Source organism: Mangrovibacter phragmitis (assembly GCF_001655675.1).
Lineage (GTDB): Bacteria > Pseudomonadota > Gammaproteobacteria > Enterobacterales > Enterobacteriaceae > Mangrovibacter > Mangrovibacter phragmitis.
The window spans coordinates 95,002-113,210 of the sequence record NZ_LYRP01000033.1 but is presented as its reverse complement, the minus strand read 5'-3'; the positions used below and the strand labels follow the sequence as shown (position 1 = coordinate 113,210).

The window sequence follows — 18,209 nt, the reverse complement described above, 5'->3', positions numbered from 1 at the left end:
ACGCCTCCCCGGAGCAAAAAAGCTAGTCGTTATCTGATACAAGCACAGCTTTGCGGTTATCCGCACGGCATTTAATCACCCAGCCAGCCAGCAGTAAAACAATCCAGACGATACCGACATAAAGCGAAATGCGGGTTTCAGGATGGTAACCAATCAAACCAATAATAAAGACCAGGAACACCAGCCCAACCACTGTAGTGATTACACCACCCGGTACTTTAAACTTCAGCGCGGCAACTTCACTGGCGGGTAAACGGCGGCGGAAAGCTATTTGAGACAGCAAAATCATAATCCACACCCATACAGTGGCGAACGTGGCAAGGGAAGCAATCACCAGAAACACATTTTCCGGCATGATGTAGTTGAGGTACACCGCAACCAGCAATGCCCCGGTCATCACTATAACCGTTACCCAGGGAATGCCTTTACGCGATGTTTTCGCGAAGATTTTAGGCGCACTGCCCTGCTCCGCCATCCCGTGCAGCATGCGCCCCACGCCAAAAACATCGCTATTGATGGCAGACAGTGACGCAGTCAGCACCACAAAGTTCAGGATGCTGGCCGCAAAGGTAATCCCCATATGCTGGAATGTCAGAACAAACGGGCTGCCATCTGTACCCACTAAATTCCACGGGTAGATGGACATAATGACAAACAGCGTCCCCACATAGAACACCAGAATACGCAGCGGGACTGAGTTAATAGCACGCGGAATAGATTTCTCAGGGTCTTTGGCTTCACCTGCTGTAATACCGATGATTTCAATCCCGCCATAAGCAAACATCACCATTTGCAACGACATAATCATCCCCAGCCAGCCATTACTGAAGAACCCGCCATGACTCCACAGGTTGTGTACTCCGGTTGGTTCTCCGCCATTGCCGATGCCCCACAGGATAATCCCGACTCCGGCAACAATCATGATGATAATCGTGGCAACTTTAAAGAATGAGAACCAGAACTCCAGTTCCCCAAACACTTTGACACTCATCAGGTTGATGGCGCAAATAATCAGCACCACACTCAACACCCAGATCCAGTGCGGGACAGCCGGGAACCAGACGCCCATATAAATACCGAATGCGGTTACATCCGCAATGGCGACAATCAGTATTTCAAAACAGTAGGTCCAGCCAGTAATATACCCTGCTAAAGGACCGAGATTTTCCTGGGCATAACGCGAAAACGAACTTGCAGAAGGGTTGTGTACCGACATTTCCCCCAAAGCACGCATTATGATATAAGCGGCGACACCGCCAATAATGTATGCCAGCAATACACTGGGGCCTGCCATTTTTATCGCATCCGCGGAGCCGTAAAACAGGCCGGTACCAATTGCCGAGCCCAGCGCCATAAAGCGGATGTGACGCGTACTCAGACCACGTTTGAGTTTGTTCGCGTTTTCCATGTTTCTCTTACCATCTGACAAAATAAAAAACCACGGAGCAGAACCCCGTGGTTAAACAAATAATTCTGTTTAGTGTGCGGTGGATGCCACTTCACCACCTGCGACTTTATCCCACACAACCGAAATAAGCAGCATCACAAGCGTTGGCATCAACCAGGCCAGCCCTTCTTCCGCCAGTGGCAAATGGGTTGACCATGCAGGCAGAATAGCGCTGAAAGGTGAAGCCTTCACACCATCAATTAACCCAAAGAGCAGGCTGATTAACATGCCTGGCGCAATAATACGCGTCGGGTTACTCCACCATGGGCGGGTGAAACTCAATACGACCAGCACAATACAAGGCGGGTAGATAGCCGTGAGCACTGGTACTGAAATTTTAATCAGGTGAGTCAGCCCCAGGTTGGATACCACCATGGAGAACAGACCAAGGATAAACACCAGAGTGCGGTATGAAACTGGCAAATACTGGGCAAAGAATTCAGCACAGGCACAGGTCAACCCTACAGCCGTTACCATGCAGGCAACAAAAATGAGTATTGCCAGTAACAAACTGCCATAGATACCAAATGTATGTTGCACATAAGCATGGAGAATGGCCGCACCATTAGCAGACTGGGGCACCAGGGAGCTGCTGTCAGAGCCCAGGCGGAACAGGCACAGGTACAACAGCGTCAAACCCACACCAGCGATCAGACCAGCCCAAATCGTATAACGGGTTAACAGGCGTGATTCAGTCACACCGCGGGAACGCGCGGCATTCACAATGACAATACCGAACACCAGAGCGCCCAGGGTATCCATCGTCAGGTAGCCATTGACGAAGCCATTAGAAAACGCTGCATTCTGATATGCCTCTGTTGCGTCACTCAAACCACCTGCAGGCCAGAAAATCGCAGCGCCACCCAAAATAATTAATGCGCCAATTTTTACGGGAGCCAGAAAATGGCCTACGGTATCAAGCAACTTCCCTGGGTAGAGGGAAATCCCAATCACCAGCGCAAAATAAATCAGGCTGTAAATCAGTAAAGGGGTGGGACCATCGCCTGCCAGCGGAGCGATCCCTACTTCAAATGACACGGTTGCTGTGCGGGGGGTGGCAAAAAATGGCCCAACAGCCAGATAACAGATGGTTGCCAGCACCAGGCCTGCATGGCGGCCAATGGGGGAGCTGAGGTTATCAATACCGCCACCGACTTTTGCCAGCGAGATAACAGTGAGAACTGGCAAACCTACTGCCGTAATAAGAAAACCAGCGGCGGCAACCCAAACATGTGGGCCTGCCTGTAAACCGACCATGGGAGGGAAAATAATGTTCCCTGCGCCAACAAACAACGCAAAGGTCATAAAACCTAAAGCGATGATGTCACGGGATGTTAATTGACGGGTCATATCGTACTTGTAGCCTGTGGATGTGGTTATGTTGTTTGCAGAAACGAAAAACCTGAATGACAGAAAACACACTACGCTGAATGCCCCGAAAACCAGTAACGGGTATGACTATGCTGAATAGCGGCCACAGACAGAATATGTGGATGGCCAACAACACAGCACGCACAGCGGGATATGCTCATGATTAACCATAATTAAGAATAGTTTTCCGGTTAATAACGCAATCCTGGTGCATTCATGCACAAACAGGGGCGCAATTAAAACGCTTATAGCGTTTAAAGGCAAGAAGCGATCCGAAAACAAGCGGCTTATTCCGCAATCAAACCAATAAGCAGACATTATCGCTATTTTATCGTCATAAGAACCGCTTATAGTTCGAACAAAAAGTCGCCATCACGATGCATTTGTTTCATTCATTCTGCGAGACAAAAGAAAACAGGCCATAAGTATGGCCTGCAGGAAAGTTATGTTTACAGTTAAATCAGGCCTGGGCTGCCAGCACCTTGTCACTCACCAGCAAACGCTCTGGTAATTCAAAAGAAAAACAGCTTCCTTTGCCTGGTACACTCTCAATGCTCAGACGGGCATCATGATGGGTAAGCGCATGTTTGACTATTGCCAGGCCAAGACCACTGCCTCCGGTCTGGCGAGAGCGTGCTTTATCTACCCGGTAAAAACGCTCTGTCAGGCGTGGCAGGTGCTCAGGAGAGATCCCCGGCCCATTATCCTGCACAGAGAAACGCGCGCCATGAGCCACTTTTTCCCATTTAACCTGAATATGTGTCCCTTCCGGAGTATGGTTCACTGCGTTATAGACCAGGTTAGACATAGCGCTACGAAGCTGCTCTTCACTGCCATAAACCTGTAACGCCGGGTCAACCATAAAACTTATCTGGTGACGCCCCTGGCTCAAGGTTTGCGCTTCACGCTCCACCAGACGCAACATCAGAGGAACATCAATTTTATCAGTAAGACTCAGCGCTGGCGCCGCTTCAATACGAGATAACGTCAGCAACTGGCGTACCAGACCTTCCATGCGGGAGGTTTGTTCACGCATCGTAATCAATGCTTTTTCCCGCACCACGCCTTCCAGTGGCTGGTCCTGCATCATCTCGAGATAGCCCTGCAGCACTGTCAGTGGTGTACGCAATTCGTGGCTGACATTGGCAAAAAAGTTACGCCGTGCACCCTCAAGTTGATGCATCTGAGTCACATCACGCACCACCATCAGCCACTGGCCGTCGGTATAAGGCATGATACGAAATTCAAGATGGCGGCCATTGTTCAACACCTGATTGAAAGGACGCGCAAAATCGCGTTTTTTGATGTACTGGTTAAATTCCGGGTAGCGCAGCAAATTAACAATATTTTGCCCGTTATCATCCGGCCAGCGTAAGTTAAGCAACTGAATAGCTAGGCCATTACACCAAAATATGGCACCTACTTCTGTCATCATTACCAGTGCATCTGGTAATGACTCCGCCCCACTACGAAACCGCTTGATCAGGTTACCCAGCTCTTTGCGCCGCTTTTTATTGCGCATCTGCATCTGGTGAATACCATACATCAGCGGCTCCCAACTCCCGGAGCCTGTTGGTGGCGTCATACTGCGATCAACCCATAGCCACCAGGAAAGACGTAACAGATTCCAAAAATGCCAGACAAGCAGGCCTGTCACACTCGCCAGTAAAAACCAGGGGAGATAACCAAAGAACGCCCCCAGCAATAAAGCAGGTATGCAACACAGCGCCAGTTCAAGTACCAGCCTTCGCCATGACAACCGTTCAAGCACGGGTCATACTCCATCCAGATAATTAAAAACGGGCTGAAAAGCGATAACCCGTACCGCGAACGGTTTGAACCATACGGTCATGCCCACTGAGTTCCAGTGCCTTACGTAAACGGCGAATGTGAACATCTACCGTTCTGTCCTCAACGTAAACATTCGTCCCCCATACATGATTAAGGAGTTGTTCACGGCTGTAAACCCGTTCCGGGTGTGTCATGAAAAAATGCAGCAACTTAAATTCTGTCGGCCCCATATCCAGTGGGTTCTCACCAGTCATTACCCGGTGAGAAGACGGATCCAGGCTGAGCCCCTGAATCTCAATCACTTCTTCTACTGCCATAGGAGAGATACGGCGCATCACCGCTTTAATACGCGCGACCAGTTCTTTGGGTGAAAACGGCTTGGTAATATAATCATCTGCCCCAATTTCCAACCCTCTGACCCGGTCCTCTTCTTCACCGCGGGCCGTCAGCATGACTACCGGTATATCCCGCGTCATCGCTTCACGTTTCAGGTGCTTGATAAACTGAATCCCGGAGCCGCCCGGCAACATCCAGTCGAGTAAAATTAAATCCGGCCAGGGTTCGTTGAGCTGGTTTACCGCACTGTCATAATCTTCCGCCTCAACAGCCTGAAAACCATTTTGTTCGAGCACAAAACACACCATTTCACGAATGGGTGCTTCATCTTCCACAACCAGAATTCGTCTCGCCATAATCAGCCCTGTAAATATATACAATAATTTAACGCGGCGTCATTATGCGTCAGTTTTATGACAGTTTTATGAAAAAAATGACCATTACATGACCTGTCATATCATTTTATGACAAAGCGTTTCCTTCTGCTGCAATACAAGTAGCAACGCATATTCTCACTGGAATCCGCTACGCAGCTTACGACAACACACCTGCAACTTAATGCGTCACATGTATATAATCACCACTTCGCTTTCTGACCGGGACAGGTTATGCGCATTCTTCACACCTCTGACTGGCATCTGGGACAAAATTTCTATACCAAAAGCCGTGCTCCGGAACATGCAGCCTTTCTAAACTGGCTAACCGAAATGGTTGAACAGCACCAGGTTGACGCCGTCATTGTAGCAGGCGATATTTTCGATACAGGCTCACCGCCCAGTTACGCGCGCGAATTGTATTACCGCTTTGTTGTTCAACTCCAGGCAACCGGCTGCACACTTGTCGTGCTGGGCGGCAACCATGACTCCGTCGCCACACTGAACGAATCGCGTGAATTGTTGGGCTACCTCAATACCTGGGTTATTGCCAGTACATCAGATACCGAAGCCCCCATTTTATTACCGCTTCGCAACGGGGAACCCGGCGCGGTACTCTGCCCGGTTCCTTTTTTGCGCCCACGCGATATCCAGATAAGCCAGTCCGGGCAAAGTGGTCAGCAAAAACAACAGGCGCTGGTCGGGGCCATTCACCACTATTACCAGCAAGGTTACCAGGCAGCCTGCGAATTACGCGGTGAGCGCAAACTCCCTATTATTGCCACCGGCCACCTGACAACCGTTGGAGCCAGTAAAAGTGATGCTGTGCGCGAAATCTATATCGGTACTCTTGATGCCTTCCCTGCCAGTGCATTTCCGCCAGCTGATTATATTGCGCTGGGGCATATTCACCGCCCCCAAAAAGTCACCAGTAGTGAGCATATCCGCTACTGCGGGTCGCCCATTGCACTCAGTTTTGACGAAACCAACAACACCAAAATGGTTCTGATGGTGGATTTCACTGAAGGTAAACTGAGCACCGTAACGCCACTCCCGGTGCCGGTAACCCAACCATTGTTAATGCTTAAAGGCTCACTGGAAAGCATTAAACAGCAACTGGAAGCATGGCGGGATGCCCCTTCCACGCCAGTCACCTGGCTTGATATTGAACTCACTACAGACCAGTATCTCCACGACATGCAAAAACAGCTACAGGCACTGACCGCTGATTTACCAGTAGAAATTGTGTTATTGCGCCGCAGCCGCGAACAACGGGAAAAAATCATCGCTAACCAACAAAAAGAAACCCTGAGCGAACTCAGTACCAGCGAAGTTTTTGAGCGCCGTCTGGCACAAGAAAACCTGGATGAAAACCAGGCTTCCCGCCTGCGCGGGTTGTTTGCAGAAACCCTGCACCGCCTGGAAGAGGAACCTGGCTCATGAGAATTCTGACGCTACGGTTGAAAAACCTCAATTCACTCAAAGGTGAATGGAAAATCGACTTTACTCAGTCGCCGTTCAACAGCAATGGTTTATTTGCCATTACCGGGCCAACCGGTGCAGGCAAAACCACATTACTGGATGCCATTTGCCTGGCGTTATATCACCAGACACCACGTCTCAGCACCATTTCCCAGTCCAGTAACGACCTGATGACCAGGGATACCGCAGAATGCCTTGCTGAAGTGGAGTTCGAAGTCAAAGGCGTTGCCTGGCGAGCCTTCTGGAGCCAGAACCGGGCACGCAACCAGCCCGATGGAAAACTCCAGGCGCCAAGAGTGGAACTGGCGCGTTGCGCAGATGGCAAAATTGTAGCCGATAAAGTGAAAGACAAACTGGAAACCATTGCCCGCCTGACCGGGCTGGACTATGACCGGTTCACTCGCTCAATGTTGCTCTCTCAGGGACAATTTGCCGCTTTTCTTAATGCCGATGCAAAAGCACGGGCAGAATTACTGGAAGAACTCACCGGCACCGAGATTTATGGGCAAATATCCGCGCTGATTTTCGACACATGGAAACAACACAAACAACAACTGGAACAGTTACAGGCCAAAGCCAGTAGTGTGCAGTGCCTTACGGACGGTGAACGGGCAGAGCTGGAAAACCAGGTTTCCTCTCTGGTACAGCAGGAGCAGCAGTTGCTTACGCAACAACGCCAGGTGCAGTCTGCAGTTCAGTGGTTGCAACAATTAACGCAGCAACAGCAGCAAATCAGCCAGCTTGAGCAAAAACTGGCCCAGGCGAAGCGTGATTTTGAGGCTGCTGAACCAGACCGCGCACGCCTGGCACTCGCGCTGCCCGCCGAAAAATTACGCCCTGTCTGGCAGACATGTACAGACCAGATGGCACGGGTTCACCACCTGGAACAGCAACTGGTTGCGTTATCACAACGCCTGAGCACTGCGGGCCTGGTGCGCCAGCAGGTATGGCTTTCAGCCCGTAATAAATCCACTTATATACAAAAGCAACGCCAGGCCATTACTGACTGGCTGAGCGAACACAAAGCCGTGGGTGAATGGCAGCACGAACTGGCAGGCTGGCGCAGCAGCTTTGCCCGCTATCGGGATGACAGCAAACAACTTACAGCCTTGCAGCAAACCCTGACGGCACAGCAAGAAAAACTGGCAACACAGGCACACCCGGCACTCTCATTAACCGCTGACGAAACCGTTGCGCGCCTGGCAGAACACCAGCAACACCAGGCAAAACGCGAACAACTCCGGCGCCTGGCGTTTGAGTTTGCCCCACTTCAGCAACAGTACCAACAGTTACAACAGCAACGCAATGAACAGCAGCAACGTTATCAACAGGCAGGAGAACAACTTGCCGAACGGCGCAAAACCTGGGCCGAAGTTAACCAGCAGTACCAGGACGTAGCAAGGATCTGTGAGCTGGAAAGCGCCATTGTTAACCTGAATGCCGAGCGGGAACGCCTGCAGGCTGGCCAACCCTGCCCATTATGTGGAGCAACAGAGCACCCGGCAGTTGCCCATTACCAGGCACTGAAACCAGACGAAAACCAGCGGCGCAAAACTGAACTGGAAGAGCGTAAGCGCCTTCTGGCAGAAGAAGGTGCAACGTTAAAAGGCCAGCATGATGCACTGGCTGCACAAACAGAACAATTAACCCGCCAGCAGGCCAGCGTTGAACAGGCACTGGAACACCATCAACAGCAATGGGCCGAATTATGCCATGCGCTGAACCTGTCGGCGGCACCAGGTGACGATATCACGCAGTGGCTGAGCGACAATGACGCTTACCAGGCTCAACTCCAGGCACACCAGGTATGGCTGGGGCAACAAGCGCTGGTAGATCAGACCCGGGCGCAAGTCACCGAATTATCACAATCGTGCGAACAACAACGCCTCATACTGCAAACAACACTGGCAACATGGCAATTGCCCTGGCCGCAACCCGGTGAAGTTGAAGCCTGGCTGGCTGCTCGTGAAAAACACCGTGAACAATTCCTCCGGCAACAAACCTTGCTGGCACAATTGAATACAGACGACGAAGCCATCAGGCTAATCCTCCGGACACTGGAAGACGATGGCAGTGATACACCGCTACCCGACGAAGAGACTCAGCAACAGCGGATTCAGGACTGGTCACGCCATAACAGCGAATGGGTGGCGTTACACAGCCAGTCTGAAGCGCTGACCCAACAGTTGCAGCAAGAAAAAGAGCAACTGGCACAGCACCAGCTCGCACTGGATAACGCCCTGCAGGCCAGCCAGTTTGCATCCACAGAAGCCATGACGGCGGCATTGCTCGATGACACCACTCGCCAGCAACTGGCAGACCGTCTGGCCGCCCTGGCTCAACAGGTACAACAGCAAACAGCACTGGCAGAACAGGCTAAACAACAGCTTGCCACGCATATTGCGGCACGGCCAGAGCACCTTAGCGAGCAGAACACCCAGAGTGAGCTGGAAGCACAACTGGCGCTGGTTAACACTCAGTGGCGTGAGAATACCTCCGGCCAGGGGGCATTGCGCCAGCAACTGGTGCACGATACCCGCCAAAGAGAACAACAACAAAGTCTGCTTCACTCCCTTGAACAACAGCAGCAATTAGTCACCGACTGGGGCGCGTTGAATGAAATGATCGGCTCAAAAGAAGGTGATAAGTTCCGCAAGTTTGCACAGGGGCTGACACTGGATAACCTTGTGTGGCTGGCTAACCAGCAACTGCACCGGTTACATGGGCGTTATCTGTTACAACGTAAAGACAACGAAGCACTGGAATTGCAAGTGGTGGACACCTGGCAGGCCGATGCAGTGCGTGATACCCGAACATTGTCAGGTGGGGAAAGCTTCCTGGTCAGCCTGGCGCTGGCGCTGGCGTTGTCTGACCTGGTTAGCCATAAAACACGTATTGACTCATTATTCCTTGATGAAGGCTTTGGCACCCTGGATGCAGAAACACTGGATACCGCCCTTGATGCACTGGATACTCTCAATGCCAGCGGAAAAATCATTGGTGTTATCAGCCATGTAGCCGCAATGAAAGAGCGTATTCCGGTGCAAATAAAAGTCCGTAAAGTGAACGGGCTGGGGTACAGCCGGCTGGATAAACATTTCGCTGTGGACAGCTAGCGCACAAAAGTAAGTGATGGCTCACTGCTGTGCAGGGCGTGAGTACAGGCAATATGCAGCTGTACTCACACCTGCGATACCCTTTAGCAATACACCCGTTTTTGCCAAAAGCCACGTCAAAAACGGTGTCAGTAATGGCTCACTTTCACACTGACACTTGCTGACCCTGGGTTTGGGCTTATTTCTCCTGCGGCCATAACCAGGCAGCGCCACGGACACCACTGGAATCACCGTGTTTTGCCTTGAGAACCGGAGTGGTGCATTCGCCCCCAAATACCCAGTTATTCATCAACCCCGGCACGGTTTGGTACCAGCGGTCAACATTGCTCATCCCACCACCGAGCACAATCACATCCGGATCAAGCAGGTTCACTACATGAGCCAGAGATTTAGCCAGCCTCTGTTCATAGCGGCATAAGGCCTGCTCTGCCAGAGTATCACCACCTGCTGCCCTGGCGACAATATCACTACCACGAAGTGAGTGGCCACTCAGCCGCTGGTAATCGGTCGCGAAGCCTGTCCCGGAGATAAAGGTCTCAATGCAGCCACGCTGCCCGCAATAGCAAGCAACGTCATTCCGGTAGCGTAGCTCATCGTCATCCATCCACGGCAGTGGATTGTGCCCCCACTCACCGGCAGTCCCGTTGCCTCCCGCATGGCAGCGCCCACCAATGGCGATTCCGGCGCCACACCCGGTGCCAATAATCACTGCGAATACCACCCCGGCACCCGCTGCCGCGCCATCAACAGCTTCAGACACCGCAAGGCAGTTGGCATCATTTGCCAGGCGAACCGGTTGCCCTAATTTTGCGGTGAGATCCTGGTCCAGAGGCTGCCCATTAAGCCAAACAGAATTGGCGTTTTTGACCAGGTGCGTTTGTGGTGACAAGGTTCCCGGAATACCAATGCCGACAGTACCCTGTTGCCCGGTATGGGCCTGAGCCTGGTTAACTAACTCAACAATGACATTCAATGTTTCCTGGTAATCACCGTGTGGGGTTGCCACCCGGTGGCGAAATAGTTGCTCACCCGCGTCACTCAAGGCTATTACTTCCGTTTTTGTCCCACCCAGATCAATGCCAATTCTCACCTGTCACTCCTTATTTTCTGGCCCAATGAACAGAGCCTATGTTGCGTATCAGGAAAAGGCAATGAAAGGCTCGCGCCAATTGGGTATCATGCCCGCTGCCTTTTTACTAACAGCCGGGGAACAAACATGCTGTGGTTCAAAAATTTAATGGTCTACCGCTTAAACCGTGACGTATCACTGCGTGCGGAAGAAATGGAACAAAAACTGGCTGATATGGCATTTCGCCCATGCGGTAGCCAGGATATGGCAAAAACAGGCTGGGTTGCACCGATGGGAGCCAAAGGTGGCGATGCATTAACTCACGCTGTAGCCGGGCAAATTATGATTTGTGCCCGCAAAGAAGAAAAGATTATCCCTTCACCTGTTATCAAGCAGTCACTGGAAGCAAAAATTAATAAACTCGAAGCCGACCAGGGGCGCAAGCTACGCAAAACAGAAAAAGACTCACTCAAAGATGAAGTGCTGCAAGACTTACTGCCCAGGGCATTCAGCCGTTTCAGCCAGACCATGATGTGGATTGACACTGTCAATGGCCTGATCATGGTAGACAGCGCCAGTGCCAAAAAAGCAGAAGACACACTGGCATTGCTGCGCAAAAGCCTCGGTTCATTACCCGTTGTGCCGCTCAGCATGGCAAACCCCATTGAGCTCAGCCTCACTGAATGGCTGAAAACGGGTAATGTTCCGCAAGGGTTTCAGTTGCTGGATGAAGCTGAGCTCAAAGCCATTCTGGAAGGTGGTGGTGTGGTACGCTGCAAAAAACAGGATCTGATGACTGACGAAATCACCGTGCATATTGATGCCGGTAAAGTAGTCACCAAACTGGCTCTGGACTGGCAACAGCGCGTGCAATTTGTGATTGCGGACGACGGCTCGCTGAAACGCTTAAAATTCGCCGACGAATTACGTGAGCAGAATGACGATATCGACCGTGAGGATGTCGCGCAACGCTTTGATGCTGATTTTACGTTGATGACTGGCGAACTGTCTGCCCTGATTGCTCAACTGACTGAAGCGCTCGGTGGGGAAGCAACTAACCAGTAAGCCAGCAAGGCTTGTGCCGGTAAGCAAACAGAAAAGCCCGTGAGAGTGCGGGCTCAGGTGAATCGCCAATCTGCCTGTTCGCCTTAGCATACAATAACAAAACCCCACTTTTTTAGTGGGGTTCGCACCAGGTTAAAGCACCATAAAATGGGCTTTCCCTACCTTTCATTTCATTGCTAACCGCTTATAAGTAGCGGCACAAATACGCGGTTGCTTCAGCCACTTTCAGGTGAAATTCGCTGTTAGCAGGTACATTAAACTGGGCACCCGGTCCAAAAGTATTCCATTCACTTTCACCTGGCAGTTGTACCGTTAACGCCCCGGAAACAACGGTCATTTCTTCCGCCTGCCCGGTACCAAAAGTGTATTCTCCGGGTTCCATCACCCCAACACTGGCCCGGCCGGCACTTTCGCTAACAAAACCAATGGATTTCACATTACCGTCAAAATATTCATTCGACTGAAGCATTTACTGAACCCTTATGAACTGACAAAAAAACACTATAAACAGCAAATTGCAGGCCGTCACCCAAATTCACAAGTCAGTTCATGATTTCACTGGCAAGCCTCGCCACCAGTGTGTTAGACAATAATACTGGTATATCAAGCGCCTTTTGCAATAAATCTCTGTGCTTTATTTGATAGCAAGGACTATCCAGCACTAAAACATCTGCACCCTGGTCCATCATTTTACGCCCGGTAGCCACTAAAGCGTCATCATCCTGGGTTAATGGGTTTGCCAGACCATACACTGGCGACATATATAACCGCCCCCATTTTGCTTCCTGGCCTGCCTGAAACTCTGGTTGAGGCAGGATGACACCAACCTGATGCCCACCCACAATGGAGGCAACCAATGGAGGGATCAGGCGTTCAGGTTCGAGCAACATCGCATTTGCGGTGTGCAGGCCATGAAAACGCACATGGCTTAACAACAAAATTACTTCAAAACCCTGGTTATCCAGAACCTTAAGGATAGCGTGTAATGCCTGTTCAATTTTGTATCGCGATAAACGAACACGTTGAAAATCGGCCAGTAACGCCAAAATAGTTGGTTCGCTGGCGTCGTCATCAGCCCCGTATTGCGCCAGCACTTCGGCATGTGTTTTGTTACCCAGAAGAGTAAGGTAAGTAATTTGTTGCTCAGAAATATGCTCAGACAGTAAAGGCAGCATTTCACCGACGGGCATAGTGTCGATACACAGTATCGCCATTGTCGACTGCAACACATTTTTACCATGATCTATAACAGCTTGATTTAACATGGTCTTTAACCACTGCATTGGAAAAATTGATCATAAAATGATCATTAATTCTGGCAGCAATTGGTAAAAAGTCTTGTGAATAGATTTACCAATCGTAACCAAACGTAAATCACGGCATCTAAACATGAGCAGATACTGATAAACCAGCAGATAAAAACCATGGTTACACACCGTTGCGCAGGGAGATGCTGACTGATACAGGCACAATGCCAACCGCAAAGAATACAGGTTTCTTACCCACCGTATTCTTTGTGTTAACATCTCCACCACACATAGTTAGTATAGCGGTAATCCATGTAAGCCGGGGAATTAAAGGAATTAGCTGGCCGCTTTGCTGGCACCGGAAGCCGGAATACGTTGCAGAATATCGGCAACGATTTCAGAAGGGCTCTGAGAAGCATCAATAAAGTGATGAGCAGATTGCTGGTAGAGCGCTTCACGCGCTGCCAGTACTTCAGAAATTTCATCGGTAATTGTTTTGCCTGTTAGCGTAGGGCGCTGGCCTTCATCGGGAAACGCTTCAAGACGATTAGTCAGCGTATCCACAGAGGCGCGCAAATAAAGAACCAGCCCTTGCTCACGCATAAACTCACGGTTTTCGTCGCGCAGTACTATACCCCCACCGGTCGCAACCACTGCACCTGGCTGGGTTGCCGACTTCAGAGCCTGGCTTTCCCGCAGACGGAAACCATCCCAGCCTTCCTGCTCCACGATTTCTGCCACAGACATTCCGCTTGTTGAGAGTAACCAGTGATCGGTATCAATAAACTGCAGCCCCAGCGCCTGGGCCAGCGCCTGACCAATAGTGGTTTTTCCGCTTCCCCTGGGGCCAACAAGAAAAATGGGTTGCGTCATGGATTTACATTCCTCTTTTTTCACAACGAACGATAACAGGTATCAGTGGCCTGCCACTTTACCATTAATCAGGCCCTGTACACATGTAAATCTTTCATTACATTTAGATTTCTAAAACAAGAAACTCCTTATTACACAAGGATTCTCTAATAAAATTCACTGTAAACAATTCATGTCAGAAGCGGGCAATAACCATACTGGAAATACCCGGTGAAACACAAGAGCAATGGCCTGCAAACGGTAACAATATTATGAAAAGCTTTACGCTGTAGCCCCTTTATACTGCACGTAAATGATGCACACTGAATACTTCACCTGCAGGAGATACACATTATGCAACCCGAAGAAAAGAACCTGATAGACGGGCTGTTTCAGCGCCTTGAAACAGCTGAACACAGCGGCTCACCTCGTGATGAGCAGGCCATGCAATTAATCCAGCAACACCTCACAAAACAACCCGAAGCGCCTTATTATATGGCGCAGACGCTGTTAATTCAGGATGCCGCTATTCGCAAACTTCACAGCCAAATTCAGCAATTGCAAGACCAGGTCAGCCAGTTGCAAACCGAAGCCGCCCACCCCAAAAGTGGAGGTTTTCTGTCAGGGTTGTTTGGTGGTGGGCATACCGCCACACCTCAGCCACAGGCGGGTTACTCCGCAGCACAACCCCCCGTTGGATATCCCCCACAGCAGAGCACTTATACGCCATATAATGGGCGTAGTGGCGGTGGTTTCCTTACGGGCGCCCTGCAAACCGCTGCGGGTGTTGCCGGCGGTATGGTACTGGGGAATATGCTTACTGGTCTGTTCCATTCATCTCGCCCGGAGGAAATCGTGAATATCATTAACGAACCTGCTTCCGGCCTGAATGGCTTTATGCCCGGCATTCAGGGTAACGACACAGCATTTCAGCCCGATGGCAACCAGGAATTTACCGATACCGCAGACCAATTTTATGGCGACCCGGGGCTGGGAGATGATAATTCATTTACCGGCAATGATAATTCCTTTCTGGATAACAACACTGATTTTGGCAGTGGTTTCGGCGACGGGTTTAACAGCGATGACGACAACTGGATTTAACCCCTGCCCGCATCCTGGTGCCTGGCTGCGGTTTCATACTCAGTGAAACCGGGGTAATCTATGCTTGTTAACATCAAAGAAACATCAACTTACGGGAGCGACGCGTGGACAGAAAAATAGGCTTTATTGGTTGTGGAAATATGGGGAAAGCGATTCTCGGCGGGTTAATTAACAGCGGCAAAGTCGCTGCCAGCCAAATCTGGGTCTATACCCCATCCGCCGATAAAGTCACCGCACTGCATCAACAATGGGGAATTAACGCCGCAGAAAGTGCAGAAGAGGTTGCTGTACAGGCCGATATAATTTTCGCAGCCGTTAAACCCAACATCATTCTTCAGGTGCTCAGCAACATAAACAGCAGCCTGAATAAAGATGCAGTGCTGGTTTCTGTCGCAGCCGGTGTCACTTTGGATCAACTGGCGACTGCAGTAGGCCATGACCGCAAAATCATTCGGGCCATGCCGAACACTCCCTCGCTGGTGAATATGGGCATGACGTCGGTAACTTCTAACGCACTTATCACAGAAGAAGATCTGCAGGACGTTCTGGAGATATTCCGCAGTTTTGGCGAAGCAGAAGTTGTCAGCGAAGCCATGATTCACCCGGTTGTGGGTGTCAGTGGCTCATCTCCGGCTTATGTGTTCATGTTTATTGAAGCCATGGCCGATGCCGCCGTGCTGGGTGGCATGCCGCGCGCCCAGGCATACCGTTTTGCAGCTCAGGCTGTAATGGGGTCAGCCAAAATGGTTCTGGAAACCGGGCAACACCCGGGAGCATTGAAAGATATGGTGTGTTCGCCAGGTGGAACTACCATTGAAGCGGTAAAAGTGCTTGAAGAAAAAGGGTTCCGTTCCGCAGTTATTGAAGCTATACAGCAGTGTATGGAAAAATCCAAAGCACTCAGTAAAAGCTGAACTTAGAGGCGATTGCCGGGTATTCAATACTGGCGCGCAAACACAAATGCGCGCCATTTATTTGCTTGTTGCCCAGGGCGTGGTTACTCAAGGCCTAAGGCGTTTTTCATCGTCCAGAATAAATCGGTCTGGTCTGTCAGGCCCACAACGTTAGCAGCATGAGGGCCGTAAGCCGCCACCCGCAACTGTGTACCCGTATGCGCCTGGGAATCCTCTTCCGAATTACCGTAGCTCATCACCATAATGGCGCCATCTTTGGTATTCAGTGCCTGAGTCAGGCCCGGAGCTCTGGTCTTTGGCGGAATAATCTGGCTGGCGTGCGCATGGTCTGCGGTTACAATCACCAGGGTATTGCCGTCCTCACGCGCAAACGCCAGTGCTTTTTGTACGGCTTCATCCAGGTCCACAGTTTCACCAATTTGCCCACATGGGTTCGCCGCGTGATCCTGCTTATCAATCGATGCCCCTTCTACCTGCAAGAAGAACCCTTTTTTATTCTGGCTGAGCAGGTTAATAGCTTTCTCTGTCATTTGAGCAAGTGTTGGCACTGACGCGGTGCGCGCCGGGTTCACTTCACAGGTGACAGGTGGTTTTTCCAGGTTGCCATAGTGCGAGGCTTTTGGGCCATTCCAGCGTACAGGCATATTGCCCTCAGAGAATAACCCCAGCACCGGCTTACTCTGATTCGCAGACTGAACAGCCTCAAGTGCGTTAGCATCCGTTACCACCTGGTAGCCTCGTTTTTCGGCCTGTTCAAGCAAAGACATCCCGGCCCAGTCGCCAGCAACGGCGTTTTCTGCGAAGGTTTTGGCACCACCGCCTAAAGTTACATCGGCACGGGCATTCAATAATTGTTCACTGATAGACCCCGCCCCACCGTTTTGCAGGGCATTCGCCGCGCATTTTTCCAGTGTTGCTGTTGGGCCATAGCACTTACGAGATGTTACATGAGCAACCAGCGCCGCTGGTGTGGCATCCTGAATTTCGGCTGTGGAAACATTACCGGTGGCCAGCCCGGCGGCTTTTGCCAGCTCCAGAATAGTGGGGTGAGGCTTGCTATTCACATCCACACCCAGCGCACCGTTGTAGGTTTTCACCCCGGTACTCCACGCAGTAGCCGATGCCGCTGAATCTGTAACATAGTCAGGTTTATGGGTTTGTTTATCGAGTGAGTAGTGGGTGTACTGGCCGGTAAGCGGCAGTGCGTCAATGCCCTTGAAATAACCACCTGCCCCCATCGCATAATTACGTGCAGCCGTAATTTCAGAATCACCCATGCCATCGCCAATCAGCAAAATTACATTTTTTGCGGGTTTATCACTGAGGGAGTCGCGTAACGCCTGGGTTTGATCCTGAGTAATGCGCCTTGCTCCACCAGGTGCAGATAAATCACCTTGTGCAGCTCTGTCCATAAGATTGGGGTTTTCTGCAGCGCAAACAGCTACCGAAATGAGCAATGGTAATAACGCCATACCACAGGCTGGTTTGAGCATTTGTCTCTCCTTGTAAAATTATTTACCTTTTGCAATACAGCGAGACAATAATTAATCATTATGACAGCGCCATGACAAATATATAACAAAGGCCATCAAGGCTTGATTCGCTCCAGCAGAGGTAAAAACCAGAAAAAAACTTAATAATGCAATATTTTTTTTATATTCTGGCTCAGCAAATCAATATTCTGGTCGGGTATATTCTCCCCCGGACGAAGGTCATCAAGTGCTGTTTCAATATTACCAATAACGCTCTGGCGCTGTTGTTCACCCATCCCTTTCAATAGGGCGGTAACAACCACTTCCAGCGCTTCAACCTGAGCTACAAGTTCCCTTGTAGCGTCTTCTTTCTCCGCCAGCGTGACAAGCAAATCAGCAATTAAGTTTTTCATGCTGCAGTTCCTTGAAGGAATACGAAAATAATTCGCTATATTGTGCGTCCAGTTAGAAGAATAACAACACTATTTGTAGATGGCCCAACAATTAGCCGGGAGAATCTATAATTTTAAATGGTAATAAATGATTATTCAGGCACCCTAAAACCGAAT

Annotated in this window: 15 protein-coding genes; 5 read left to right on the top strand and 10 right to left on the bottom strand. The window is 50.4% G+C overall.

What is annotated here, in order from left to right:
• Positions 1-22 precede the first annotated feature (22 nt).
• The 4 genes from proY to phoB all read right to left on the bottom strand — a co-directional run bounded on the left by proY (position 23) and on the right by phoB (position 5,301).
• A complete protein-coding gene (proY, locus tag A9B99_RS16100; protein WP_064599222.1) occupies positions 23-1,408 on the bottom strand; it encodes a proline-specific permease ProY in 1,386 nt (461 codons plus the stop codon).
• 69 nt (positions 1,409-1,477) lie between these two features.
• A complete protein-coding gene (gene brnQ / locus A9B99_RS16095) occupies positions 1,478-2,797 on the bottom strand; it encodes a branched-chain amino acid transporter carrier protein BrnQ (RefSeq protein WP_064599215.1) in 1,320 nt (439 codons plus the stop codon).
• Between the two features lie 481 nt (positions 2,798-3,278).
• Positions 3,279-4,589: a phosphate regulon sensor histidine kinase PhoR gene (gene phoR, locus A9B99_RS16090; RefSeq protein ID WP_064599214.1), complete on the bottom strand. Its 1,311-nt coding sequence runs from the start codon at positions 4,587-4,589 to the stop codon at positions 3,279-3,281.
• A 22-nt stretch (positions 4,590-4,611) separates the two neighbouring features.
• Positions 4,612-5,301: a phosphate response regulator transcription factor PhoB gene (phoB, locus tag A9B99_RS16085; protein ID WP_036110201.1), complete on the bottom strand. Its 690-nt coding sequence runs from the start codon at positions 5,299-5,301 to the stop codon at positions 4,612-4,614.
• A gap of 252 nt (positions 5,302-5,553) precedes the next feature.
• On the opposite strand from phoB, the gene sbcD reads away from it, so the two are divergent.
• On the top strand, positions 5,554-6,762 hold the full coding sequence (gene sbcD / locus A9B99_RS16080) for an exonuclease subunit SbcD (protein ID WP_064599212.1): 1,209 nt from the start codon (positions 5,554-5,556) through the stop codon (positions 6,760-6,762).
• Complete coding sequence (gene sbcC, locus A9B99_RS16075; RefSeq protein ID WP_064599210.1) at positions 6,759-9,917, top strand: exonuclease subunit SbcC; 3,159 nt, start codon at positions 6,759-6,761, stop codon at positions 9,915-9,917. The genes sbcD and sbcC overlap by 4 nt, the downstream gene beginning before the upstream one ends.
• A gap of 178 nt (positions 9,918-10,095) precedes the next feature.
• Here sbcC and mak read toward each other — a convergent pair whose 3' ends face one another.
• Entirely contained in the window at positions 10,096-11,007 is a 912-nt protein-coding gene (gene mak / locus A9B99_RS16070) for a fructokinase (protein WP_064599208.1), read from the bottom strand.
• 126 nt (positions 11,008-11,133) lie between these two features.
• On the opposite strand from mak, the gene rdgC reads away from it, so the two are divergent.
• Entirely contained in the window at positions 11,134-12,051 is a 918-nt protein-coding gene (gene rdgC / locus A9B99_RS16065) for a recombination-associated protein RdgC (RefSeq protein WP_064599206.1), read from the top strand.
• A gap of 184 nt (positions 12,052-12,235) precedes the next feature.
• Here the strand turns inward: rdgC and ppnP are convergent, their stop codons facing one another.
• The 3 genes from ppnP to aroL all read right to left on the bottom strand — a co-directional run bounded on the left by ppnP (position 12,236) and on the right by aroL (position 14,171).
• Complete coding sequence (gene ppnP, locus A9B99_RS16060; protein ID WP_064599203.1) at positions 12,236-12,520, bottom strand: pyrimidine/purine nucleoside phosphorylase; 285 nt, start codon at positions 12,518-12,520, stop codon at positions 12,236-12,238.
• Positions 12,521-12,593: 73 nt separating this feature from the next.
• A complete protein-coding gene (locus A9B99_RS16055; protein WP_064599749.1) occupies positions 12,594-13,277 on the bottom strand; it encodes an AroM family protein in 684 nt (227 codons plus the stop codon).
• A gap of 357 nt (positions 13,278-13,634) precedes the next feature.
• Positions 13,635-14,171, bottom strand: a complete 537-nt coding sequence (gene aroL / locus A9B99_RS16050) for a shikimate kinase AroL (protein ID WP_064599202.1) — start codon at positions 14,169-14,171, stop codon at positions 13,635-13,637.
• 333 nt (positions 14,172-14,504) lie between these two features.
• On the opposite strand from aroL, the gene A9B99_RS16045 reads away from it, so the two are divergent.
• Both A9B99_RS16045 and proC read left to right on the top strand, forming a co-directional pair.
• Positions 14,505-15,254, top strand: coding sequence for a DUF2076 domain-containing protein (locus tag A9B99_RS16045; protein ID WP_064599200.1), 750 nt, complete (start codon positions 14,505-14,507; stop codon positions 15,252-15,254).
• Between the two features lie 104 nt (positions 15,255-15,358).
• Positions 15,359-16,168 carry a pyrroline-5-carboxylate reductase gene (proC, locus tag A9B99_RS16040; protein WP_064599198.1) on the top strand — a complete coding sequence of 270 codons (810 nt, stop codon included), beginning with the start codon at positions 15,359-15,361 and terminating at the stop codon, positions 16,166-16,168.
• An 83-nt stretch (positions 16,169-16,251) separates the two neighbouring features.
• Here proC and phoA read toward each other — a convergent pair whose 3' ends face one another.
• Together phoA and iraP are read right to left on the bottom strand one after the other, a co-directional pair.
• A complete protein-coding gene (phoA, locus tag A9B99_RS16035; RefSeq protein WP_064599196.1) occupies positions 16,252-17,661 on the bottom strand; it encodes an alkaline phosphatase in 1,410 nt (469 codons plus the stop codon).
• Positions 17,662-17,801: 140 nt separating this feature from the next.
• Positions 17,802-18,053, bottom strand: coding sequence for an anti-adapter protein IraP (iraP, locus tag A9B99_RS16030; RefSeq protein ID WP_064599194.1), 252 nt, complete (start codon positions 18,051-18,053; stop codon positions 17,802-17,804).
• Between the last annotated feature and the right edge of the window lie 156 nt (positions 18,054-18,209).